Source organism: Mesorhizobium sp. M8A.F.Ca.ET.057.01.1.1 (assembly GCF_003952565.1).
Lineage (GTDB): Bacteria > Pseudomonadota > Alphaproteobacteria > Rhizobiales > Rhizobiaceae > Mesorhizobium.
The window spans coordinates 3,565,683-3,589,332 of record NZ_CP034454.1 but is presented as its reverse complement, the minus strand read 5'-3'; the positions used below and the strand labels follow the sequence as shown (position 1 = coordinate 3,589,332).

The following is a 23,650-nucleotide window of genomic DNA, read 5'->3' as shown; positions in this document are numbered from 1 at the left end:
AAAAGGCCCGGGCGGAAACGCCCGGGCCTTTTTTCTTCAAGCAGTTTGCCCGATGGGCCTTCGCTATTGTCAATCAGCCATGACCCCACGCGCGTTCAGCGCCGTCATCACCTTGGCATGCGGCAGGGCAGGGGTCCGATTGCCGTCGCGGCCGATCATGTCGCTGTTGGCGACAAGCGCGTTGAGCACCGCCTCTTCGGCTGCTTGCACGACGGCTGCGTAGAAATCATCCATGCGACCCCACGGGATGAAATCCATGTGCCCATAGCTGTGTTCGGTCGCCGGTCCCCGCGGGAAGCGGCCGTTGAGGGCGTCGCGGTTGGCGGTCGAGAAAGCAAGAAAATATCGCCGGAGAAATGCGAGCCGGTGGTGCCGGTTCGTGCGAGGCCGAGCGGCACGCGCCTTGCCAGCGCCTTGCACTGGCCAGGCAGCAGCGGCGCATCGGTGGCGACGATGCCGATGCAGGAGCCGGCGCCCGTCGGGCCGCCGCTGAAATAGGCCTCCATCGGGTTGTCGTCGGCCAGGTCGTTGCCGAGCGGCGCGCCGGCAATGGTGAGTTCCCGGCGCGAGCCGAAATTGGCTTGCAGAAAGACACCGACCGTGTAGGAGCGATGGCCGTAGTCGACGACCCTTGAAGCCGTGCCCGAGCCGCCCTTGAAAGCGTAGCAGTTCATGCCCGTGCCGCCGCCGACCGAGCCTTCCTCGATGTGCCCGCTCCTCGCATTGTCGATCGCCGCGATCGCATGGTCGACCGTGACATGCGAGCCGTTGATATCGTTGAGATAGCCATCCCAGGTTTCGGCCACCACCGGCAGCAGCCACTGATTGGCGACGTCGGGCTTGTGGCGCGCCACCCAGTCGATGACGCCGCGATGACAGGGGCCGACCGCATGGGTGTTGGTGATCAGGATCGGCAGGCTGATGCTGCCGGCTTCCTCCATCCATGAGGCGCCAGTCATTTCGCCATTGCCATTGAAGGAGTGATAGCCGGCGGCGCAGGCCACGCCGACGCCGTCATGGCCGAACGGCAGTATGGCCGTCACGCCGGTGCGCACCGGTCCCTGTCCGAGTGTGAGCTTGCCTTCGCCCTCGATGATCGTGGAGTAGCCGACCAGGACGCCTCCGACATCGGTGATGGCATTGGCGGGGCCGGGCGTGCCCTGCAAGGGAATGGCGAGCGCCCGGGCGCGGGCCTTGCCGGCTGGCGTGGTGGTATGGGTCGGCAGTTGGTCCATGCTGGGGTTCCGCTCCGTTGATTGATATTCTGGCTCAGCGCAGGCTGCAGCCCGTCGCAAGCTCGGCATAGCTGGTCAGGATCGCCATCGCCGAAGGTTGATCGACCGCGGGCACGACATTGACGAGATGCAGCCCCAGGCCGTCCTCGAGCACGACCAGGCTGCGTGCGATCGTCTCGCTGGCCGCCCGTAGTTTAAAGATGCCGGTGGCGGCGCCCGCCTCCAGTATGCCGACATAGATCGACACCTGCCGCTCGAACAAAGTGATGTGGCGGGCCGCGTAGCTCGCATCCGAGCGCGAATAGGCGCCAAGTTCAAGCAGCAGCCGGCAGAGCTGATCGTCCGTGTCCGTCGGCAGTCCGCTTTCGATCATCGTTTTCAGCCGTAGCCGCGGATCGGCGATCTCGGCAACCGACGCAGCGCGTATGGTGCAGAACCGCTCGACGGCTTTGCGTTGCACATCGTCCAGCAGGTCCTTCAGCCCCGGATAATAATAGAGCAGGGCGCTCGAACTCATCCCTGCCTCATTGGCGACGTCTCGCAACGTGACGCCGGCAAGGCCGCGCTTGGCGATCATCGATTCCGCTGCCGCGACGAGCGTAAGGCGACGATCGGTCTGGGTTTTGGGTCGTCCCATCTTCGTTTCCTGAATTTGATTCAGTTTAAAACAGCCTCATGAAATTTCGCAAGCACCAATGCACCATATTTATTGACGGTATCTGACTCCATCGATAGGTTCCCCATCGGAGGAAGTTTTTATCTTATTAAAAAAAAGGGGAGGAAGATGTCTACAAACGAAGCAACGACAGGGGTAACTGCCAAGGCTGCGCCCGCCGCCAAGGGACTGGATCGGGCGCTGAATGCGCTCGGCACGCTGATGATCGTGCTGTCGGCAGTGACGCCGGCATCCTCGGTGTTCATTATCGTGCCGGGCGTCATCGCGCTGGCCGGCACCGGTTCATTCCTCAGTTTCGTCATTGCCGCGGTCATCGGGCTGTTCATGGCCTTCGTGTATGCCGAGCTCTCATCGGCCTATCCGATGGCCGGCGGCGAATACACCATGATCGGCCGCACGCTCGGCCGCTTCTGGGGCTTCGTCACGCTGGTGCTGGTGTTCGTCTCGATCGTGCTGATCGTCGCCGTCATCGCGCTTGGTGTCGGCACCTATCTCGGCGTGCTCATCCCCAACCTCAGTCCGCAATGGGTCGGCGTGGTGACGATCGGGCTGGCCGGTACGGTCGCGGCGATGCGCATCAAGCTCAATGCCTTCGTCACCGGCATTTTCCTCGGCATCGAGATGCTGGCGCTGCTGATCCTGACCGGTCTCGGCTTTGCCCATGTCGAGCGGCCGCTCTCCAGCCTGTTCACCTCGCCGCAATTGCTCGACGCCACCACGAACACGCTTGTTCCGGCCTCGGCCGGCCTCATCCTGGCATCAACCGCTGTTTCGCTGTTTGCTTATAACGGCTATGGCGCGGCCGCCTATTTTGGCGAGGAGACACAGGATGCCAGGCGCAACATCGGCAAGGTGGTGCTCTGGGCGTTGGTGATTACCGTCGCGGCCGAACTCATTCCGCTGACGGCGGTGTTGCTGGGGTCTCCGGATCTTCCCGGCCTGCTCGCGGCACCCCAGAAGATCGAGTATTTTCTGGAAGCGCGCGGCGGCCATGCGCTGACGGTTCTGATTAGCCTTGCCATCGTCGTTGCCATCTTCAACGCCGTCATCGCCATCATCCTGCAGGCCGCGCGGCTGCTGTTCAGCTCCGGCCGCGACAAGACCTGGTTCGGCCCAATCAACGCCGCCGTCGCCTCGGTCCACGGCAGCTACGCATCGCCTTGGATCGCCACCATCGTCGTGGCGGTGCTGGCTTCGCTCGCCTGCTTCATCGATCTCAATCTGCTGCTGGTGGTCAGCGGCACGTCGCTGGTGGTGATCTACGCACTTCTGTGCGTGGCGGTGTTTGCCGGCCGCCGCAATGGCACCACGGCTGGCGGGTACTACCGCATGCCGCTGTTTCCGGTGCCGGCGGTCCTTGCCTTTGTGGCGCTGGTCTATGTCGCCTACCAGAACCTGCTCGATGCCGCGTTCGGGCGCCCGAGCCTGATCGCGACTCTGCTGATCATGGCAGTGGCGGCGATCTACTATCTGCTGATCCTGGCCAGGCGAACGGACTGGAACCTGCACGGTCCGGACGAGCTTGCCGGATAGGCGTTACCCTCCGACGCTCTGTCCTTGCGAGAACCCCGGCCTTCGCCGGGGTTCTTTTTTGTGGCGGCCCGTCCATTCCGGAGAGACTCGCTCCGGGATGCCACGTTAACAGCGAGTGGGCGGAACAGACGCTGAACGTCAATCAAAACCGATCGAACGGCCGCGACTTGAATACACCCAAAAAAGTCAGGCTGAAAAGGTCGCGTCTACTCCAGCGAATGAGGAGCCTTTTGGCCGGCATGCCATAGCCTTCATCGGTGGCTTGCGTTTCCGTATTTGGTGAAAAAGCCCGGAAAACTGCCTGTTTCCGGCTCGTCCGTACACCAACGAACCCTTGTATAAGCCACTGTTCATACAAGGAAATCGCCATTTCCTGCCAGACCTCCGTGGCGTTGACATATGACGCCGCGGCATGCGTATTCGTGGCTATGGGGTTACGCCAAGCGATGCTGTTCGAACGGGGCGGGGGTTTCGTGAACGACTGCATTGGCGGGGGCGCCGGACGAGCGGGCATTGCAGCCTGAGGCAGTGCGCCGCTCGCTCCTGGCGTTCGATTGCGCTCAGGCAATGCTCAAATGGGCATGGGCTGGGTCTTTGCCGCCCTTGACCTGAGGCCTTTCGCCGGCGGCCACGAGGCCCGGCAGCTCCAGCTGCAATGCGTCCCCCAAAACAATAGCAAGTTGACTATCGTTGCGTGGCTGGCCGCGAACCATCCATCGATAGAGCCCTTTGGATCAGCAAAAAGCCCTTGAAGGGGGAAATCCTTCAAGGGCTTTCAAACACATCCGAACGGAATCCTAGACCGAATAGTACATGTCGTATTCGACCGGATGCGGGGTCATTTCGAAGCGCATCACTTCCGCCATTTTCAGTTCGATGTAGCTATCGATCTGGTCGTCGTCGAAGACGCCGCCGGCTTTCAGGAAGCCGCGGTCCTTGTCGAGGCTTTGCAGCGCTTCACGCAGCGAGCCGCAAACGGTCGGGATCTTCTTCAGCTCCTTCGGCGGCAGGTCGTAGAGATCCTTGTCCATCGGCTGCCCCGGATGGATCTTGTTCTTGATGCCGTCGAGGCCGGCCATCAGCATGGCGGCGAAAGCGAGATAGGGGTTCGCGCCCGGATCGGGGAAGCGGACCTCGACGCGCTTGGCCTTTGGCGACGAGCCGAACGGGATGCGGCAGGACGCCGAGCGGTTGCGCGCCGAATAAGCGAGCAGCACCGGCGCTTCGTAGCCAGGCACCAGACGCTTGTAGGAGTTGGTCAGCGGATTGGTGAAGGCATTGATCGCCTTGGCATGCTTGATGATGCCGCCGATATAGAACAGGCAGCTCTCCGACAGACCGGCATATTCATTGCCGGCGAAGGTCGGCTTGCCGCCCTTCCAGATCGACTGGTGGACGTGCATGCCCGAGCCGTTGTCGCCGAAGATCGGCTTCGGCATGAAGGTCGCCGTCTTGCCATAGGCGTTGGCGACCTGGTGCACCACATACTTGTAGATCAGCATCTTGTCGGCGTTGCGGACCAGCGTGTCGAACTTGATGCCGAGTTCGTGCTGGGCGGCAGCCACCTCGTGGTGATGCTTTTCGACGCGCACGCCCATTTCGGCCAGCACCGTCAGCATTTCGGAACGCATGTCCTGCGCCGAATCGATCGGCGGCACCGGGAAATAGCCGCCCTTGATGCGCGGCCGGTGACCGAGGTTGCCGGTTTCGTAGTCGGTGTCGTCGTTCGACGGCAGTTCGGTCGAATCGAGCTTGAAGCCGGTGTTGTAGGGATCGGCCTTGTACTTGACGTCGTCGAACACGAAGAACTCGGCTTCCGGGCCGACATAGATGGTGTCGCCGATGCCTTCCGCCTTCATGTAGGCCTCGGCCTTCTTGGCCGTGCCGCGCGGATCGCGGTTGTAGGATTCGCCCGAGACCGGGTCGAGGATGTCGCACAGGATGACCATGGTCGACTGCGCGAAGAACGGGTCCATGTGGACCGTGTCCGGATCGGGCATCAACACCATGTCGGACTCGTTGATGGCCTTCCAGCCGGCGATCGAGGAGCCGTCGAACATGACACCGTCGGCGAACATGTCTTCCTCGACCTCGACGACATCCATCGTCACGTGTTGCAGCTTGCCCTTCGGGTCGGTGAAGCGCAGGTCGACGAATTTCACGTCGTTGTCCTTGATCTGCTTCATGATGTCTTTGGCTGTCGTCATGTCATGTATCCCTGTGTGCTGACGTTTTTTGATGGATGACGCTTCTTAGAGGATGGCCGGGTCGGATCAAACCGCGTCCATGCCGGTTTCGCCGGTGCGGATGCGCACGACTTCCTCGATATTGGAGACGAAGATCTTACCGTCGCCGATACGGCCGGTCTGGGCCGCCTTGCGGATGGCCTCGATCGCGCCTTCCACGGCATCGTCGCCGAGCACGACCTCGATCTTCACCTTGGGCAGGAAGTCGACGACATATTCGGCGCCGCGGTAGAGTTCGGTGTGACCTTTCTGGCGCCCGAAACCCTTGGCTTCGGTCACGGTAATGCCTTGCAGTCCGGCCTCCTGAAGCGCTTCCTTCACTTCGTCCAGCTTGAATGGCTTGATGATCGCTTCGATCTTTTTCATGTAAAAAGTGGCCTCCACTGCCAAAAAAACGGGTTGTGAGCCCCCGCTTGCGCCTCCATCAAGCACGAACTGTGCCAGTCGGAGGGAACCGAAGCGGTGTCATACGATTCCAAAGCCATGTCACCCCCAGATGCAAATTCGCGTCATTCGCTGCATTGGAAGCGGCATGAGTGGCAACAGCCTATCCGGCGCCACTATGCAAGTCTGCCCAATATCTGGGCAAATTGCTCACTGAGCGGGCAACCTGATGCCTGTGATCCTTGCGCCAATCGACCTGGCCATGACAGCGCCAACTCCTCCCCGTTTGCGTCGAGCCGAAAACTGGACAATGCTTGATCGAATGCGGATCGGCAATCCATGAGCCACGAACTTCTTACTTCCGCCGAGATGGGCGAGGCGGATCGGCTGACTATTGCAGCAGGTCCAACCGACGGCATTGGATTGATGCGGCGTGCCGGGCAAGCCGTCGCGGCGCAAGTGCTCAGGCGCTATCCCGCAGCGGCGCACGTCCATGTGTTGTGCGGCCCGGGCAACAATGGCGGCGACGGTTATGTCGTTGCCCAGGTCCTTGCCGGCAGCGGCGTCGCCACCACGGTCTGGGCGCATGGTCCGCCAAGGCCGAATAGCGACGCGGCACTCGCCGCCGCGGAATGCCCAATCAAGCCCCGGCCGCTATCGGTCTTTGATGCCGGACCCGGCTCGATCGTCGTCGATGCGCTTTACGGGGCAGGGCTGTCCAAGCCGCTGTCCGGCGAGGCCGCCAGGGCGGTCGATCTGGTCACCGACCTGCATCTGCCGATTGTCGCGGTCGACCTGCCTTCCGGAATCTCCGGTGACAGCGGCAAGGTGCTCGGCACATCGTTTTCAGCCGACCTCACCGTGACCTTCGCGCGCAAGAAGCCCGGCCATCTGTTCCTGCCGGGCCGAGAACGATGCGGCGAGATCGTGCTTGCCGATATCGGCATCGGCGATGACATCATTGCAAAGCTCCAGCCCCGGACATTCGAGAACGGACCGGCGCTTTGGTCGCGCGGTTTGCCGGTGCCGGCCATCGACGTGCACAAATACAAGCGCGGCCATGTCGGCGTCTTTTCCGGCGGCCCGAACGCTACCGGCGCGGCGCGGCTCTCGGCGCTTGCCGCCGCCCGAAGCGGGGCAGGGGCGGTGACGGTTCTATCGCCGGGCAACGCCATGCAGGTCAATGCCGCGCACTTGACCTCCATCATGCTGCGCAGGACCGACGACACTGCCGACATTGAGGCATTCGTCAGGGAGCGCCGGCCATCGGCCTTTGTTCTCGGACCCGGCTTTGGCGTCGGTGAAAAAACCAAGGTGTTCGCGCTCGCGCTGCTCGCGTTGGCCAAGCCAGCGACCGCCTCCACCGGAATTGACGGCCTGGTCTTCGACGCCGACGCGATCACGTCGTTTCGCGAGGCGCCGGATGTCTTGTTCGAGGCAGCCCGCAAGCCGGACGCGCCCGCGCTGGTGATGACGCCGCATGAAGGGGAGTTCGCCAGGCTGTTTCCCGGTATCGCCGGTGACAATGCCTCCTCGAAGCTGGACAAGGCACGCTCGGCTGCCGCGAACGCCAATGCCGTCATCGTCTACAAGGGCGCCGATACGGTGATCGCCGCTCCGGATGGCAGGGCGGCGATCAATTCCAACGGCGCGGCCTGGCTTGCCACAGCGGGGTCGGGCGATGTGTTGTCCGGCATCGCGGCCGGACTGCTTGCGCAAGGCATGCCGGCGTTCGAAGCGGCCTGCGCGGCGGTCTGGATCCATGCCGAGGCCGGCAGCCGGTTTGGACCGGGACTGATCGCCGAGGATTTGCCGCTGGCCATGGTGCCGGTGCTGCGCGACCTGGTGGCTGCCGGAGGCGGGCGCTGATCAACCGCGATGCTCGCGACACCAGTTCACAGCGGAATGTTGTCGTGCTTCTTCCACGGGTTCTGCATGTCCTTGTTGCGCAGCATGCGAAGCGCCCGGGCGATACGGCGGCGGGTCGAGTGCGGCATGATCACCTCGTCGACATAGCCGCGCTCGGCGGCCACGAAAGGCGACAGGAAGCGGTCCTCGTAGGCCTTTGTATGGGCAGCGATCTTTTCGCCATCGCCGATGTCCTTGCGGTAGATGATCTCGACCGCGCCTCTCGCCCCCATGACTGCGATCTGCGCCGTCGGCCAGGCATAGTTCATGTCGCCGCGCAGATGCTTTGACGCCATCACGTCATAGGCGCCGCCATAGGCTTTTCGGGTGATAACGGTGATCTTCGGCACGGTCGCCTCGGCATAGGCAAAGAGCAGCTTGGCGCCATGCTTGATCAGGCCGCCATATTCCTGCGCGGTACCCGGCAGAAAACCGGGAACATCGACGAAGGTGACGATCGGGATTGAAAAACAGTCGCAGAAGCGCACGAAGCGTGCCGCCTTGCGGCTGGCGTCGGAATCGAGCACACCCGCCAGCACCATTGGCTGGTTGGCGACAAAGCCGACCGTGCGGCCCTCGACCCGGCCGAAACCGGTGACGATGTTCTTCGCAAAACTCTGTTGGATCTCGAAGAAATCGCCCTCGTCGGCGACCTTCAGGATCAATTCCCTGATGTCATAGGGCTTGTTGGCATTGTCGGGAATCAGCCGGTCGAGCGACATGTCATGATCGGTGACCGACTGATAGCATTCGATCTCCGGAATCTCTGATGTGTTGGAAGCCGGCAGCAGGTCGATCAGCCGGCGCATTTGCAAGAGTGCTTCGACGTCATTGTCATAGGCGCCGTCGGCGATCGAGGATTTCGTCGTGTGGACGGAAGCGCCGCCGAGGCTCTCGGCGGTCACCGTCTCGTTGGTCACGGTCTTCACCACGTCCGGTCCGGTGACGAACATGTAGGAGGTGTCGCGCACCATGAAGATGAAATCGGTCATGGCCGGCGAATAGACGTCACCGCCGGCACAAGGGCCCATGATGACGGAGATCTGCGGTATAACGCCGGAAGCGAGCACGTTGCGCTGGAAGATTTCGGCATAGCCGCCGAGTGCCGCCACGCCTTCCTGGATGCGCGCGCCGCCGGCATCGTAGAGACCGATGATCGGCGCACGGTTGCGAAGCGCCATCTCCTGCACCTTGATGACCTTTTCGGCATGCGCTTCCGACAGCGAGCCGCCGAACACGGTGAAATCCTTGGCGAAGAGATAGACCGGGCGGCCATTGACCGTACCCCAGCCCGTGACGACGCCATCGCCGGCGATCTTGGTCTTCTCCATGCCGAAATCGGTCGAGCGGTGCTCGACATACATGTCGAACTCCTCGAAAGAGCCTTCGTCGAGGAACACCTCGATGCGCTCGCGCGCTGTGAGCTTGCCCTTCTTGTGCTGGGCGTCGATGCGGGCCTGGCCGCCACCCATGCGGGCGATGTCGCGCCGCCGCTCGAGTTCCTTCAGCACGTCCTTCATCGCTCGGTCCCCAGAAAACGGAAGCTGCGTTTGTGGTAATGATGCCCGACGGGGAGCGCAAGCGTCCGCTTTTTGGTCCGTTTTGTTGCGCTGCAACATGCAGCCCTTGCATTTCGGGGCGAACTCAGCCATATGCAGCGGCATAGGCGCTTGGGCCGGACTCACCGGCCTTCTCGACGAATGAGACTGGTTGCGTCTGTTTTCCCTCTTTCCGGTATATCGGCCCCTCTTTCCGGTACATCACAAAGTGGCGAAAAAGCCCCGTGGCATGATGCCTGCGGGCACGACAGCGCAGCCGCGCGGACAATCCTGTCCGCCGCCTTGTCGTTCCATGACAGTTTATCCGACGGCAGGTTGCGCCCTGCCGCCATTGATGTTTGCGGCCAGAGGCCGCGTGAAAGAAGATTATTTTGACCAACGAAAACACTTTGCCCGGCAATGACACCGTGGAACTCTCCGGTTTCGCGGCGCTGGGGATTACGGGTGCGCTGCTCAAGGCCACCCACAATGCCGGCTTCGCCGAACCGAAGCCGATCCAGATGCAGGCGATCCCGCCGCAGCTGCAAGGCCGTGACATTTTCGGCATCGCGCAGACCGGCTCCGGCAAGACCGCGGCCTTCGCGCTGCCGATCCTGTCGAAGATCATCGCGCTCGGCACCAAGCGGCGCGCCAAGACGACCCGTGCGCTGATCCTGGCGCCGACCCGTGAACTCGCCGTGCAGATCGAGGACACGATCAAGATCCTCGCCAAGGGCGCGCATGTCTCGACGGCACTCGTACTGGGCGGCGTCTCGCGCTTCAGCCAGGTGAAGAAGGTTGCTCCCGGCGTCGATATCCTCATCGCCACGCCCGGCCGCTTGACCGATCTCGTGCGCGAGGGCGACCTCATCCTCTCCGACACCAAATGGCTGGTGCTGGATGAGGGCGATCGCATGCTCGACATGGGCTTCATCAACGACGTCAAGCGCATTGCCAAGGCGACCGCGCCCGACCGCCAGACGGCGCTGTTCTCGGCCACCATGCCGGACGAGATCGCGGAGCTCGCCAAGGGCCTCTTGAAGAACCCGGTCCGCATTGAAGTTTCCCCGCAAAGCACTGCGGCGGCCGAGATCGTGCAGGGCGTCGTCTTCGCCCGCACCAAGCAGAAGCGCCAGGTTCTGTCGACGATGCTCGCCGACGCGGCGATGAAGTCCGTCATCATCTTTTCGCGCACCAAGCATGGTGCGGACCGGGTGACCAAGGACCTCGAGCGCGACGGCTTCAAGGCCGCCGTCATCCATGGCAACAAGTCGCAGAATGCCCGTCAGAAGGCACTGAATGACTTCCGTGACGGCTCGGTGCGCATTCTGGTCGCGACCGACATCGCGGCGCGTGGCATCGACGTGCCCGGCATCAGCCATGTCGTGAATTTCGACCTTCCGGATGAGGCGGAAAGCTACGTCCACCGCATCGGCCGCACTGGCCGCAACGGTATGGATGGCATCGCGATCACGCTTTGCGATCCTTCGGAGAATAGCAAGCTGCGCCAGGTCGAGCGGATCATCCGCACCAAGCTGCCTGTTGTTGCCGACCATCTCGGCAGCCCAGATCCGGCACGCAATCCGGCTGAGAAGAACGAGCGCTTCGAACCCGCCAACGATCGCAGCGACCGTAATGGCCGTCGCGACGGCCGGCGGCCCGGCGGCGAGAAGAAGCAGAACAACGGCTTCGGCAAGAAGCGCTTCGGCGATAAGCCGGCCTTTGCCGGTGAGCGCAAGCCCGAAGGCGCCAAGCCCTTCAAGGGCAACAACAAGCGCCGCTTCGGCGGCAAGCGTCCGGCAGCGCGGGCTGCTTGATACGCCTCACGGCAGCCGGCCAATCCCTGGGGTTGGCTGGTTGACGAATAGCAAAGAAGAGGGCGGCCGAGGCAATGCTTCGGCCGCCCCTCTTCGTTTTGAGCCTACTTCGCCACCGCTTCGATCCAGACGGCAATCCGCTGCGCCAGGAACGCCGTGGTGGATGGCGACAGCGCGTCGCCGGCAATGACATGATTGTCGGGATCACCAGTGCTTTCGATGGGCACCAGCTCATGCGCGCCACCCCAGCGCGTGGCGATTTCGCGTGTGCGGTCGGCCCGCACCACTCTGTCCAAATCCGAGAAGATGAACAGGGCAGGGATGGTCGCCTTCTCCACCGGCGCGCCATAGGCAAGCTCGGTCAGGGCCTGCATCGGCATCGTCGCCGCGATCGGATATCTTGTGGTCCAGAATTTCTCATGCAGCGCGTTACGCGGCGCGAAGCTGCGTTCCTTGCCGGCGACCAGTTCGGCGATCTGCTTGCCCCAGGGCACGGTCAGGATCTCGGCGCCGGATGCTTTTACGCCGAAATTGGGCGAGATGAATGCAATGGCCGCCACACCCTCGGACGCCCCGGGCTGCGTCGCCGCCCAGGCCGCCAGCGAGCCGCCGGTCGACGTCGAGATGACGATCACCTTGTCGCCGATCGCGCGACCGATGGCGAGCGCCTCCTCATAGTCGTTGATCCAGGCATTGACGCTGCCCTCCGTCATAGCTTCGCCGTCTTGGCCATGGCCGGTGAGGCGGGTGTAGAACAGATTGGCGTCGAGCTGGTCGGCCACGTCGTCTGGTAGCGGGCGCACCTCGCCCTTCGATGCGGAAAAGCCGTGGATGTAGACGATCGACAGCGGGGTCTTGGCATGCACCATCGGGTTGGCCCAGACGATTTCCTTCTCCAGCCCGTCGCGGATATTGGGTACGGCGGCCTCCACTTTTGCCACATAGGCCTGTGGGTCGTCGCCGATGACGGAAGGATCGAAACGGATCGTGCTGTCAACGGGTACGCGTGGACCCAATACGAAGGTCAGTGCAAGGATGGCGACCAGGCCCAGCACAGCAAGCACGATCCGTCGCCCCATCGCAGACTCCACGCAACAACTTTCAACCTATGGCGGTGGCCATGGGCAGGCAACGGCCGTTCAGGCAGCCATGCCACCAATCCTGTGGGCATCTATTCGTTGGGCGGTTTGCGCTCGTAATGCAGCGGCCGTGCCTTCCAGCTGGTCGTCAGGCTGATCACCCATCGGCATAACGGCCTTGGCAGCATGCCAAGAATTTTCAGCGGCCAGCTCGTCCGGTACGGGAAGGTCACTTCGAAGCCGCCGGACTTGATTCCCCGCACCATGCGGCGGGTCGCGCGGCCGACCGGCATCAGGCCCGGCATCGGCAGCATGTTCTTTTCGGTCAATGGCGTATCGACAAAACCGGGATTTATCACCTGAACGCGGATGTTCATCTTGTCGAAATCATATTTCAGCGACTCCGCCAGGATGTTGATCGCCGCCTTGGTGCCGCCATAGGCGGCCGTGGTCGGCCAGCCGAAATAGGCTGTCACCGAGCCGACCAGAACGACATGGCCGCGCGCGCGCACCCTCATATGCTCGACGACAGGCACTAGCCCATTGATGATGCCGAAATAGTTGACCTCGAAGGAGCGGCGGAAGTCCTTGACCACGAGGGACTCTCCAGGTGTCGAGATGTAATTTCCGGCGTTGAATATGGCGAGCACGATCGGCCCGAGGTCCTTCTCGATCGCGGCAACCGTTCTTGCCATGCGCGGCTCGTCCGTGACGTCGCAGGGAAAGGACACGACCTTGCCCGGCATCTGCGCGGTCTCGACGATGAGCGTGTCGATCGGATCGTCGTCCAGCGCTGTCACCGCCACCGCATAGCCTCGTGACGCCAGATCCCTGGCCAGCGAACGGCCAATGCCGCTGCTGCCGCCCGTGACCCAGGCGACGCCGTGTTTCGGATCGGCCCGATAGAGTGTCATGCTGCGCCCTGCCGAGTTGTTGGTGCCTTGCTCTAGCGGCGAAGAAATCGAATGAAAAGAGTGCTTTTCCACCACAGGTGCAAATGAACTGTGTGATATCGAGCCCGGTCGCGGCAAGGTCGGCACCCGCGGCGCCGGAAATGCGACTGGACCAGACGAATTCTTGCCTTGAAACCGAAGCGTTGGGTTTCTAGGGTTTCGGCGCACGTACACAAGGAATCCTGAATGCCCCGTTCTGTGATCGACGCGATCGGCAACACGCCTCTGATCCGCCTCAACAAAGCTTCCGAGGAAACCGGCTGCGAGATCCTGGGCAAGGCCGAGTTCATGAATCCGGGACAGTCGGTCAAGGATCGCGCCGGCCTGTTCATCATCCGCGACGCCGAACAACGTGGCCTGTTGAAGCCGGGCGGTGTCATCGTCGAAGGGACGGCCGGCAACACCGGCATCGGCTTGACGCTGGTCGCCAAGGCGCTCGGCTACCGCACCGTCATCGTCATCCCGGATACGCAAAGCCAGGAAAAGAAGGATACAATCCGGCTGCTCGGCGCCGAGCTGATCGAAGTGCCGGCCGTGCCCTACAAGAACCCCAACAATTACGTGAAGCTGTCAGGGAGGCTGGCCGAGCAGATGGCGAGGAGCGAGCCGAACGGCGCCATCTGGGCCAACCAGTTCGACAATGTCGCCAACCGAGATGGCCACATCCGCACCACGGCCGAGGAAATCTGGGCCCAGACCAGCGGCAAGGTCGATGGTTTCGTCTCGGCGGTGGGTTCGGGTGGAACGCTGGCCGGTGTGGGGCTCGGATTGAAGGCCAAGAGCAAGAACGTCAAGATTGCGCTCGCCGACCCTCTTGGCGCCGCGCTCTACAGTTTCTACACCAGCGGCGAGCTGAAGTCCGAAGGCAGTTCGATCACCGAAGGCATCGGGCAGGGGCGCATCACCGCCAATCTCGAAGGCTTCACGCCTGACTTTTCCTACCAGATCACGGATGAGGACGCGCTGCCGATCGTCTTCGACCTGATCCAGGAAGAAGGCCTGTGCGTCGGCGGCTCGACCGGCATCAACATTGCCGGCGCGATGCGGCTGGCCAGGGAATTGGGCCCGGGCCACACCATCGTGACCATCCTTTGCGACTACGGCACGCGCTACCAGTCCAAATTGTTCAACCCGGAATTCCTGCGCGAGAAGAAGCTGCCGGTGCCGGGCTGGATGGAACTGCAGAGCAAGATCTCGGTGCCGTTCGAAAAGGTTGCGTGATGGCGCACAAGACGGAAGCGCTGTTTCGCGACGATGCCTATCTCAGGACGGCTGAAGCCACGGTCGTCGCCATCAATGAGCGCGGCGGCATCATTCTCGACCGGACGATCTTCTACGCCACCTCGGGCGGCCAACCGGGCGACACTGGTCATATCGAACGTGCCGATGACAGTCGCATCGCGATCGCAGCCACGATCACCGGCGAGACCAAGGACGAGATCATCCATGTGCCGGCGCCGGAGCAGGCCACGCTGCGGATCGGTGAGCGCGTGAAGCTGGCGATCGACTGGGAGCGCCGGCACCTGCTGATGCGCATGCACGCTGCTTGCCACCTGCTGACGGTCGTCTGCCCATTCCCGATCACCGGGGCGGCGGTCTCCGAGGACGACAGCCGTGTCGATTTCGACATTCCGGACGCCAGCTTCACCAAGGAAGAGGTGACTGCCGGCATGATGGACCTGGTGCGGGCTGATCATCCCATCTTCACCAGGCTGATCAGCGACGAGGAATTGGCCGCCAATCCCGGCCTGGTAAAATCCAAGAATGTCCGACCGCCTGTTGGCACTGGCAAGATCCGCCTGGTCTGCATCGGTGAGAACGCCCCGGTGGACAGCCAGCCCTGCGGCGGCACCCATGTGAAGAGCACCGGCGAAATCGGCGAAATCCACATCGGCAAGATCGAGAAGAAGGGCCGGGAAAACAGGCGCTTCCGCATCCGCTTCGGCCCGATGCCGGCAAATTGAGAAGAGCGATCTGTTGCTTCCCAGGCGATCGCGAGACGCCCACTCAAGCACGGTGACGGAAACTGGAAGGTGGCCGCTCCACCCATGCTTCGATTTGCTCCGTGACGAATTTGGCTGCTTGATGATGGATGAAATGACCAGCGCCGGGCAATGCCACCAGCGCGCTCACATTGTCGATTTCGCGAAACGTACCATCGAAGGCGCTGGATGGAATATAGGGGTCGTCTGTACCAAACAGCACCAAGGTCGGAGCACGGATCGGCGGCAATGGCCCAAGATCCGGCACTCTGCCAAGCGGTATGTTGGCCCTGTAGACGCCTAGCATCGCCTCCGGGTCCGAGCGTCGGAGCGACTCGACCAGCGCCTCCCTGTCTTGCGGATCGGCGACCCAGGCGGCGAGTTCGTCGATATCCAGCATCTGGGCGGCGCCGGGCACCTGGAAGCGGCGAATATATCCGGTGATCTCAGCATTGGCCGGATCGGCGATGGTGCGCAGATGGTTGCGCGGATGCGGCGTCGACAACAGGATGAGATGGCGCACCACCTGCGGCATACGCATGGCCAGCCACCATGCGATGATGCCGCCCCAGTCATGGCCGACAATCGCGGCTTGGGTCAGCCTTTCCGCCGCGAGAACGGCCAGCACGTCCTCCACCAGGTTCGCTAGCACGTAATTGCCGTAGCCTTGCGGCGCATCGCTTCGTCCGAAACCCCGCAAATCCGGCGCCAGAACGCGGTAGCGTTGTGAGAGCGCTTCCATCTGGTGGCGCCAGCCCATGCCGTGATCGGGAAAGCCGTGCAGAAAAACGATCGGCGGGCCAGAGCCCGCCGCCGTGTAATGCAATTTGACGCTCCTGTTGACCGCGAACCTGGACTCAAAACCTGCAGTCAAGGTCCACCCTGCCGCCGTCACATCTTGACTTCGAGGCGCAGGAACGGTCCGTGGAAGGTCTGGCTGCTGTGGTCCGCATTGATCAGCAGATTGTGCCACTGCTCGATCTTGTAGCCGGCGGTAAAGGTCGCGCCCGCGAGAGGGGTCCAGCTCAAGCCGGCCGAGGCGTCGAGGCTGGTGACGGTCTGGTTGGCCGACTCGCTAAACAGCGTCACTGAGCCGTGGTTATCCGGATTGGTAAAGTTGTAATTAACCCCGGCGCGGTCGGTGCGGCGGCCCCACATGACGGCGCCGGAAGCTGAGCCTGTCAGCCCCCAGGTCTCGCCCAGCGGGTAATAGGCCTCGACGCCGGCGCGCGGGCCGATGCCCCAGTATTCCGATGACCCAACCTTGTCGACGGCACCGCCCTTGTCGGCCCCCGGATTGTCCGGAGAGAAGCCTTCGGAGGCAGTACCATGTTCATCCGAATGCACCAGACGCAGACCGCCGAAGAAGCGGATATCGGCTGCCTGCACCTTGACGTGCTTGCCGACATCGAAATCGAACGCCTGGAAACTGTAATCGTCGCCGTAGCCTATAGTCAGAAAGCCTGGATCGCTGCCTGTTATATGGCCACTCTCTTGCCAGGAACGATTCTTGCCAAGGTGAAACGCGCCTGCAAGGCGCCAGTCCATGTCAGAAGAAATCTGCTTGGTCAGCGCGATTGACCCCGAAAAGTCACCATTGCTGTTTCCAAGCTTGTCAGACCCGCCGGTCTTGTCGTCCTTGTGGACGTTGTTTTGAAAGAACGCGCCTTCGAAGGCGATCTTGACGCGTGAATCGATTGCCGCCGGGTCCGTGACTTTCGAATCCTCCGCTTGCGCAGCAACCACTCCCACGGAAGTCACCGAGGCGGCTGACGCCGCGACAGTCGCAAGAAGTTTACCCGGTATTTTAGCTTGCATTTCCCAACCCCAAACAGATTCTTGCCCGCCTTAATATTGCAGAGACAAACATAACGGCATATTGCCGCGAGTCGGTGCTGGCGACTTTGTGACGTCAGTGTCACGTTTTTACCACAGTGGCGGACAACGCCAGCGGGCAGCCAGGTCAGCGTCGAGGGGGTATGGTGGACAGTTCGGCGCAAATCGAAAGCGTTCTCAACAACCTCGTCTACGCGCTCTTTGCAAAGAGCGGCCACCCGGGTGAAGTCGCGATGCCGAGAGAGATCGGCAATCTCGTGATTTTCGACGATCCCGTGGCCGTCGACAGTATCGTCAAGGCACCGGATCTTTTCCGCAAGAATTTCTCCCTGATTTCGGCGCTCGGTTTCAGCCGTTTCAACACCAACGACCAGGATTGGGCAGTCAGGCGGACCATCACCCAGGACCGATATCTGTCAGCGGCAAAACCCGCCCATAAAAGGACGGTGGCGGAAATCTACAGGATGGGCATCGCCGGTTGCGACGCGTCATTGGCTGATATCCAGCAGGCACTTTTTGCAGCCGCCATGGACATCTTTTACAAAGCCTTCGGATTGGTGCCTGAGATCGCGCCCACGGCTGAGCTGCTCGACCGGGTCCGTGAGGTGTTGAGGCGGTTGCAATATTATTCCTGGGTTACGCCCACGAATGCCGAGCGCACCGGCGCGATCCACGAAGCGCGCAAGGTGATTGGCGATTTTGGATCGCAGTTGATGGCCGATCCCCGATCGGCGGCGGAGATGGATCGATTCGCCGAAATGGCTCGCGACATCGATGGTTTCTCGCCGATAGAAGAGTTCGTGATGAACCTCTTTGCCGGCGTCGAGACGACGGTGACAACGGTGCTGTGGGTGATTGACCGTCTGGGCGCCAACCAGCAGGTGCAGGAACGCATCCATGCCGAAATCCTGGCAGACAAGGCCGAGACACCGTTCACCGATTGCATCATCAACGAGACGATGCGGTATTTCCCGCCTATACCATTTCTGACGCGGGAAGTCGGTGCCGACATGGCACTCGATGGCAGAACCTTGCGGGCGGGCCAACTAGTCATGGTGTCGATCGTGGGCGTGCATCAAAATCCTGCATATTGGGAAAATCCCAGGACATTCGACGCCAGTCGCAAGGAATTCATGGACGACAGCTTCGACCGGCGGGCATTCATTCCTTTCCTCACCGGACCGCGCATGTGCGGCGGCGCGCGTCTTGGCCGACTGGAAATAAAAGAGGCGGTTCGCGCCGTGGTGCGCCGGTTCGCCTTCAGCCGCGCGGACGACGTGATCCGCTTCGATTATGCGCTGGCACTGCGGCCCGCGAGCGGATTGTCGGTAAGCGTTTCACGTCGATGAAAACGCCTGGTCAGGCATGGTCGTGCCAGAATCGCCTGAGGTAGTCCCCAAATTGCCTTTTGATCATGATCTTGAAGTCGGCGTCGTGCGCATAGCGCGCGCTTGCCGATATGGCTTTTGATTTCAGCTCGAAGCCTGGGAACCAGTTGCTCATCGTGGTGGAAGCGTTTTCCTGCTGGCCCGCTATAAAGTCCTCGTACCAGACTTGGGCCACCCTGCGCCGTTCAAGAGTGTTCAGGTAATTTTTCCATCTGACCTCGCTGTCAAAGATGTACTGAGCTGTTTCGTTCACGACCCTCTCGGTCAAAATCGATACCGTGGGAATTCCGGACAGTGTCTCCTGGCCATCGAACGGCTGGCCCGTATGCAGCATCGAGAGCAGGCTTATGGTTTGATCGATCTTGTTTCTTCTGGAAAGAAAGACATAGAACGAGTTGCCGTCGTCATCGCCGATTGAATTGCGCGCGAATGGCAGGTTTTCAAAGAAGAGTTTGGCGGCGAACACGCCGTTCTCAGTCCTTTTTGCAAGCAGACGGCGACCATATTCCGGCGCCTGCTGATTGAGTTCTTCAAGGTCCATGGTGTCGTCTGCCGACCACCGTCTCATCAGCGGCAAGGCATACTGCCATTGAAAATACTCCGTGGGTATTCCCAGACCGAACTGCTGCAGAGCCTGACAATAGGAATGCCCCGCCGTTCGAGGAGTCGTGCAAATCAGGATTTTGGCCGGGTTTTCGGTGGAGCTTTGGCGATCATAGGTCGCAGCGATATATTCACTGTACAAATAGTCGAAATGCATTTCCCGAACCAACCCGCGCTAAGTTTTCAGGCAGCAGACAGGAACCCCAGGATGAGCAGAGCCTGGTCCAGTGTCATCAGCGATGGTGGATCGCCCGCATCGATGTTGTCGACAAGCCACAGATCAGGCCGTACCTTCCGCGTGCGCTCGACAGCCTGCCGGTCAATGACTTGGCTGTCGCGACCGTACATCAGCAGGATACGGGCGTCGACCTTGGCGGCTATCGGGAAAAGGTCGTATTCGCGGCCGGCCAGGGCACCGAAATTTCCTGTGGTGGCCGGATCATGGGCAAGCCGGAAGCCATCTGGGCCCGAGGCTATCCGATTTTCGACATAACGGCTGAACACCGCATCCTCAACCCGGCCCATTACGCCTCGGCTTGCGTTCAGATAATCCCTGGCTGCCGCGCGGGTCGGAAATGCAAGCGCGCTCTCTTTCAGGACCTCGTTTCTCATTGCGTCGACCCTAGGTCCGCCAAGCATGGGCACTTCATTGAGAATGATCTTCGAGGCCCTGGAGCGGGTCATCTGCAGAAACAACAGCAGGATCGTGCCACCCCATGAGGTGCCGATGAAGTGGTTTTCCGTGCCAGCGAACTCGCCCAGCGCACGCAGGCATTTGGAATAGACATTGATGTCGTAACCAGAACCCAGATAGGCGCTGCGCCCGCGTCCCAGCAAGTCCGGGCAGATCACCAGGAAGCCGTTGCGGCACAGGAAAGTGGCAAGATAATCAAAGTCGGCGCCGTTGCCGGTGAAGCCGTGCAGGCAGAAGACCGTCGCGCGCGGCGTGCCCGACGGCCGCCAGATGCGCACGAACATTGCGGCATAGCGATCCTCCAGCCGGATCAGGATCTCTTGTGTCAGCGCTTCGGCAGCGTTGATCGATTGCATCAGACGTCGCGCTTGCGGACGGCACGCTTGACCGAGCCGCGGTTGTCGATGAAATCGCGTTTCCAGAACACCGATTTGTCGAGATTGCTGCGTTTGGCTTCCTTGATCATCGGCAGGATGTGGGATGAGGACCGAGTCGCCAGCACCGTTACTGCGGTGGCGTCGCCGCCAGGGAAAGGATTGAGCGGCCCGCCATTCGTTGCCCAGGCTTCGGCGATCTCACGGCTGGTCTGGATCCAGCCGACATAGGCGACGATCGCGTCGTCGATTGCCCCGATCATGTGTGTCTGCTGATCCAACTGATAACGCAACGTTTTCACCATCAGGCCGAACTCGTAACCGTCGAACGGCGGATAGTGGGCAATGAAGTTGCAAACAAGCCCAAGCGAAACCGGATTGCTGGGGACACGGGAAAACAGAAGATTGCTCATGCCAGGATTATTGACCCCACCCACCCCAGATCATAACCATCAATCCGTACTCGCCATAAAATGCGAAAACAATTGGAATTAGCATGCTGCCAAAGACGAACCGGGAGAACAGCAATGGCCGAGGATAGTCCTTTCACCGTCGACGCGAACTGGCTGCAGGAGCGCTTGGGCCAGCCCGGCCTGACGATCATAGACGCCTCCTGGTATCTGCCGGCGCAAAAACGCGATGCGCGCTCCGAGTATGATGCAGCCCATATTCCAGGCGCCCGCTTCCTGGACCAAGATGCCGTTTCGGATCCCGATGCCGCCTTGCCGCATACGCTCGCATCGCCGCAGCATTTTGCCCAGTATGTCGGCGCGATGGGCGTTTCGGCCGATGACACCATCGTCGTCTATGATGGCCCAGGCTTTTTCTCGGCACCCCGGGCATGGTGGATGTTCCGCGTCATGGGCGTCTTCCAGACCTATATTCTGGACGGCGGCTTCGACGGCTGGAAGGCGTCCGGCCGGCCGGTAACGGCCGAGCCGACCAAGATCGCGCCAAGTGTCTTTCATGCCGATTTCGACGCTGGTCGCGTCGTCGGCCTGGCCGACATGCGCCGGATCGTCGGCACCGGGGCAAGTCAGATTGCCGACGCGCGGGGGCAGGGCGCTTTACCGGTTCAGAGCCCGAGCCCCGCGCCGGCATCCGCTCGGGCCACATGCCAGGCGCACGCAATATTCCCTATTCGGCGCTTTCCGAAAACGGCACGCTGCTGCCAAAGGACCGTTTGCGCAAGGTGATCGAGGACGCCGGCATCGACCTGTCCAAACCCGTCGTCACATCTTGCGGCTCCGGTGTCACGGCCGCTGTGGTCACGCTGGCGCTGGAGACGCTTGGCCACACCGACAACAGGCTTTATGACGGCTCATGGACCGAGTGGGGAGGATTGCCCGATACGCCAGTCGTGACCGGCCCAGCCACTACCGGCAAGGAATGAATTGATGGAAAACGGCGTGCTGCAGGATATTGAAGTTACGGTGACTTTTCTCGAAATGCATGCACCGCCGGCCGCCTCGCCACCGGTGCCCTACAACCGCCAGGTCGCACTGCTGAAGACCAGGGACATTCCCTTGCATTTCTACCGCTACCTGATGGACCGGGTGGGGCGCAAATGGCACTGGGTCAATGTTCTGAGGCTGAATGACGATGAACTGTCGGCCGGAATCCACCGCGAGGATCGCGACATCAGGGTGCTCTATCTCGACGGTTCGCCGGCCGGTTTCTTCGACCTCAAGCCGCATCTGCCCGAGGAAGTCGAGCTCGCCTATTTCGGCATGATGGAACACGCCACCGGGCAAGGCATCGGCCGCTGGTTCCTCGGCTCGGCGATTGCCGCGGCATGGTCGCACGGGCCGAAAAGGGTGACGGTGCAGACCTGCACGCTCGACCACCCCGCTGCCCTGCCGCTCTACCAGAAGCTCGGTTTCAAGCCGGTCGCGCAGAAGAAGGAGGTTGTGCATCCCCTGCCTTTCGCCGAGCGCTCGGCCAGTGTCATGCGGCCGTAACTCCAGCCGGAATCTGAACCTCTCGTTCATCGGCGCTTCAGCCTGCCTTTGCCATGTTGCCCGCATTGCCAATGCGGCCGAGGCCGAAGGAGAAAAGACATGCTGACCCGACGTACTCTTGTCGCCGCGCTGATCGCGGCGATTGCCATGCCGAGCCTTGCCGCTGCCCAGGCGACGACGCCTTCGGCCGCGACGATCGAGCGAAAGCTCGAGGCGGCACCCCGGGTCAAGCTGCGGCCGAACGAGCGCGTGACCATTCGCGAATTCAAGCGCCGGCCGGACCTGCGCCGCATGGCGCGCTCGATCGATATCCAGTCGATCAATTTCGCCTTTGGCTCCGCAGCGATTTCCAGCTCGCAGTATGACAAGATCGAAAACATCGCCGATGCGCTGCGCCGCATCCTGCGCCGCGATCCCGGTGCGCGTGTGCTCATCGAGGGGCATACCGATGCCGTCGGATCGTTTCAGTCGAATCAGGTTCTTTCCGAACAGCGCGCCGCTTCGCTGAAGCGCACACTGGTGCGTGAATTCGGCGTGCCCGGTTATGCATTGGAGACTGTCGGTTACGGCGAGGAATTCCTGCTCGTGCCGACCCAGAACGAGAACTGGCAGAATCGCCGGGTGACATTGCGCCGCTTCGACGATTTCATCCGTTGAACGCAGGCGCCGATTCAAACTGATTATCCGGCTTAGTATCAGCGCTAATCCCTTTTGATCTCGAGGGTTCGATTTGCCGACGGCGATCGATCCCTCGACTCTTGGCAGGAATCGGGTGGGAAGCATCGGAGGGAAGCATAATTTCCGGTCAACCACACAGGAGATCATGTGATGACCATCCAGTTCAAAGCTCTGCCGACAGAAGATGTACGAGCGCTGCAGGGAGGTGGGCCAGACGCCTATGGCAACACGCCCGAGCGCCAGGTTTCTGACGGTGACGGCATGCCTTGCCGGCATTGTTTGAAGAACATCGCCGCCGGCGACGACTACCTCGTCCTCGCCTACCGGCCATTCCCGCAGCTTCAGCCTTATGCCGAGACAGGCCCCATCTTCCTGCACGCGCAGGAATGCGACCGCGCTGTTGAAGCGGGGATCGTTCCCGAGATACTGGAAAGCGCCGACTATATCGTGCGCGGCTATGGCAAGAACGACCGTATTGTCTATGGCAGCGGCGGCGTCATCCCAACGGACGCTATAGTAGCGCGGGCGGAAACCTTGTTCGAGCGTGACGACATTGCCTATGTGCATGTCCGCTCGGCGCGCAACAATTGCTACCAATGCCGGATCGAGCGCGCGAGAGGTCCAGGGATTAACGATTAGAAAGTTTCTGTCGCACTGCTGTCGCATGGACGCGCTAGACAGCCATTGTCGATCGATTGGCTGACCGCGGATGAACCGGTGGCGATCTCGATATCGAGGAAGCGGGGCTTTGGCTCCGCTTTTTTG

20 protein-coding genes and 2 pseudogenes are annotated in these 23,650 nt (G+C 61.4%); 10 read left to right on the top strand and 12 right to left on the bottom strand.

Translation table 11 applies throughout. From position 1 onward, the window contains the following. Positions 1-69: 69 nt before the first annotated feature. Positions 70-1,235: pseudogene (locus EJ077_RS16880) on the bottom strand (P1 family peptidase). A 34-nt stretch (positions 1,236-1,269) separates the two neighbouring features. Continuing rightward, complete coding sequence (locus EJ077_RS16875; protein ID WP_208695348.1) at positions 1,270-1,872, bottom strand: TetR/AcrR family transcriptional regulator; 603 nt, start codon at positions 1,870-1,872, stop codon at positions 1,270-1,272. Positions 1,873-2,019: 147 nt separating this feature from the next. On the opposite strand from EJ077_RS16875, the gene EJ077_RS16870 reads away from it, so the two are divergent. Continuing rightward, on the top strand, positions 2,020-3,444 hold the full coding sequence (locus EJ077_RS16870) for an APC family permease (RefSeq protein WP_208695347.1): 1,425 nt from the start codon (positions 2,020-2,022) through the stop codon (positions 3,442-3,444). Between the two features lie 797 nt (positions 3,445-4,241). Here the strand turns inward: EJ077_RS16870 and glnA are convergent. Beyond that, positions 4,242-5,651 carry a type I glutamate--ammonia ligase gene (glnA, locus tag EJ077_RS16865; protein WP_127279623.1) on the bottom strand — a complete coding sequence of 470 codons (1,410 nt, stop codon included), beginning with the start codon at positions 5,649-5,651 and terminating at the stop codon, positions 4,242-4,244. Positions 5,652-5,717: 66 nt separating this feature from the next. After that, entirely contained in the window at positions 5,718-6,056 is a 339-nt protein-coding gene (locus EJ077_RS16860) for a P-II family nitrogen regulator (RefSeq protein WP_006205430.1), read from the bottom strand. 357 nt (positions 6,057-6,413) lie between these two features. Between EJ077_RS16860 and EJ077_RS16855 the strand changes: the two genes are divergently transcribed. Then, the gene (locus tag EJ077_RS16855) at positions 6,414-7,943 is read left to right on the top strand and encodes an NAD(P)H-hydrate dehydratase (RefSeq protein ID WP_208695346.1); all 1,530 of its coding nucleotides are present in this window, start codon (positions 6,414-6,416) and stop codon (positions 7,941-7,943) included. Between the two features lie 26 nt (positions 7,944-7,969). On the opposite strand, the gene EJ077_RS16850 is transcribed toward EJ077_RS16855, so the two are convergent. Next, the gene (locus EJ077_RS16850) at positions 7,970-9,502 is read right to left on the bottom strand and encodes an acyl-CoA carboxylase subunit beta (protein WP_127869351.1); all 1,533 of its coding nucleotides are present in this window, start codon (positions 9,500-9,502) and stop codon (positions 7,970-7,972) included. A gap of 410 nt (positions 9,503-9,912) precedes the next feature. Here EJ077_RS16850 and EJ077_RS16845 point away from each other — a divergent pair, with 410 nt between their 5' ends. Then, on the top strand, positions 9,913-11,337 hold the full coding sequence (locus EJ077_RS16845; RefSeq protein ID WP_208695345.1) for a DEAD/DEAH box helicase: 1,425 nt from the start codon (positions 9,913-9,915) through the stop codon (positions 11,335-11,337). A 104-nt stretch (positions 11,338-11,441) separates the two neighbouring features. On the opposite strand, the gene EJ077_RS16840 is transcribed toward EJ077_RS16845, so the two are convergent. Further along, positions 11,442-12,416: an alpha/beta hydrolase gene (locus EJ077_RS16840; RefSeq protein WP_208695344.1), complete on the bottom strand. Its 975-nt coding sequence runs from the start codon at positions 12,414-12,416 to the stop codon at positions 11,442-11,444. A 92-nt stretch (positions 12,417-12,508) separates the two neighbouring features. Further along, positions 12,509-13,330, bottom strand: coding sequence for an SDR family oxidoreductase (locus EJ077_RS16835; protein WP_208695343.1), 822 nt, complete (start codon positions 13,328-13,330; stop codon positions 12,509-12,511). A 225-nt stretch (positions 13,331-13,555) separates the two neighbouring features. Between EJ077_RS16835 and EJ077_RS16830 the strand changes: the two genes are divergently transcribed. Continuing rightward, entirely contained in the window at positions 13,556-14,590 is a 1,035-nt protein-coding gene (locus EJ077_RS16830; protein ID WP_208695342.1) for a cysteine synthase A, read from the top strand. Then, positions 14,590-15,333 carry an alanyl-tRNA editing protein gene (locus EJ077_RS16825; protein WP_208695341.1) on the top strand — a complete coding sequence of 248 codons (744 nt, stop codon included), beginning with the start codon at positions 14,590-14,592 and terminating at the stop codon, positions 15,331-15,333. The genes EJ077_RS16830 and EJ077_RS16825 overlap by 1 nt, the downstream gene beginning before the upstream one ends. A 43-nt stretch (positions 15,334-15,376) precedes the next feature. Here EJ077_RS16825 and EJ077_RS16820 read toward each other — a convergent pair whose 3' ends face one another. Both EJ077_RS16820 and EJ077_RS16815 read right to left on the bottom strand, forming a co-directional pair. Beyond that, positions 15,377-16,177 carry an alpha/beta fold hydrolase gene (locus EJ077_RS16820; RefSeq protein WP_208695340.1) on the bottom strand — a complete coding sequence of 267 codons (801 nt, stop codon included), beginning with the start codon at positions 16,175-16,177 and terminating at the stop codon, positions 15,377-15,379. A 65-nt stretch (positions 16,178-16,242) separates the two neighbouring features. Beyond that, positions 16,243-17,169 carry an Lpg1974 family pore-forming outer membrane protein gene (locus tag EJ077_RS16815; protein WP_208695339.1) on the bottom strand — a complete coding sequence of 309 codons (927 nt, stop codon included), beginning with the start codon at positions 17,167-17,169 and terminating at the stop codon, positions 16,243-16,245. Positions 17,170-17,285: 116 nt separating this feature from the next. On the opposite strand from EJ077_RS16815, the gene EJ077_RS16810 reads away from it, so the two are divergent. Continuing rightward, on the top strand, positions 17,286-18,536 hold the full coding sequence (locus EJ077_RS16810; RefSeq protein WP_208695338.1) for a cytochrome P450: 1,251 nt from the start codon (positions 17,286-17,288) through the stop codon (positions 18,534-18,536). 10 nt (positions 18,537-18,546) lie between these two features. Here EJ077_RS16810 and EJ077_RS16805 read toward each other — a convergent pair whose 3' ends face one another. The 3 genes from EJ077_RS16805 to EJ077_RS16795 form a co-directional block, all read right to left on the bottom strand. Continuing rightward, on the bottom strand, positions 18,547-19,335 hold the full coding sequence (locus EJ077_RS16805) for a Stf0 family sulfotransferase (RefSeq protein WP_208695337.1): 789 nt from the start codon (positions 19,333-19,335) through the stop codon (positions 18,547-18,549). Positions 19,336-19,361: 26 nt separating this feature from the next. Next, positions 19,362-20,156 carry an alpha/beta hydrolase gene (locus EJ077_RS16800; protein ID WP_208695336.1) on the bottom strand — a complete coding sequence of 265 codons (795 nt, stop codon included), beginning with the start codon at positions 20,154-20,156 and terminating at the stop codon, positions 19,362-19,364. A 71-nt stretch (positions 20,157-20,227) separates the two neighbouring features. Next, entirely contained in the window at positions 20,228-20,659 is a 432-nt protein-coding gene (locus EJ077_RS16795) for a hypothetical protein (RefSeq protein WP_208695335.1), read from the bottom strand. A gap of 114 nt (positions 20,660-20,773) precedes the next feature. On the opposite strand from EJ077_RS16795, the pseudogene sseA reads away from it, so the two are divergent. From sseA to EJ077_RS16775, 4 genes and pseudogenes are all read left to right on the top strand, one after another. After that, a pseudogene (sseA, locus tag EJ077_RS16790) lies at positions 20,774-21,639 on the top strand (3-mercaptopyruvate sulfurtransferase). A gap of 4 nt (positions 21,640-21,643) precedes the next feature. Then, positions 21,644-22,207: a GNAT family N-acetyltransferase gene (locus tag EJ077_RS16785; protein WP_208695334.1), complete on the top strand. Its 564-nt coding sequence runs from the start codon at positions 21,644-21,646 to the stop codon at positions 22,205-22,207. Between the two features lie 99 nt (positions 22,208-22,306). Further along, on the top strand, positions 22,307-22,864 hold the full coding sequence (locus tag EJ077_RS16780; protein ID WP_208695333.1) for an OmpA family protein: 558 nt from the start codon (positions 22,307-22,309) through the stop codon (positions 22,862-22,864). Positions 22,865-23,035: 171 nt separating this feature from the next. Beyond that, complete coding sequence (locus tag EJ077_RS16775) at positions 23,036-23,524, top strand: DUF1203 domain-containing protein (RefSeq protein ID WP_208695332.1); 489 nt, start codon at positions 23,036-23,038, stop codon at positions 23,522-23,524. Positions 23,525-23,650: the final 126 nt, after the last annotated feature.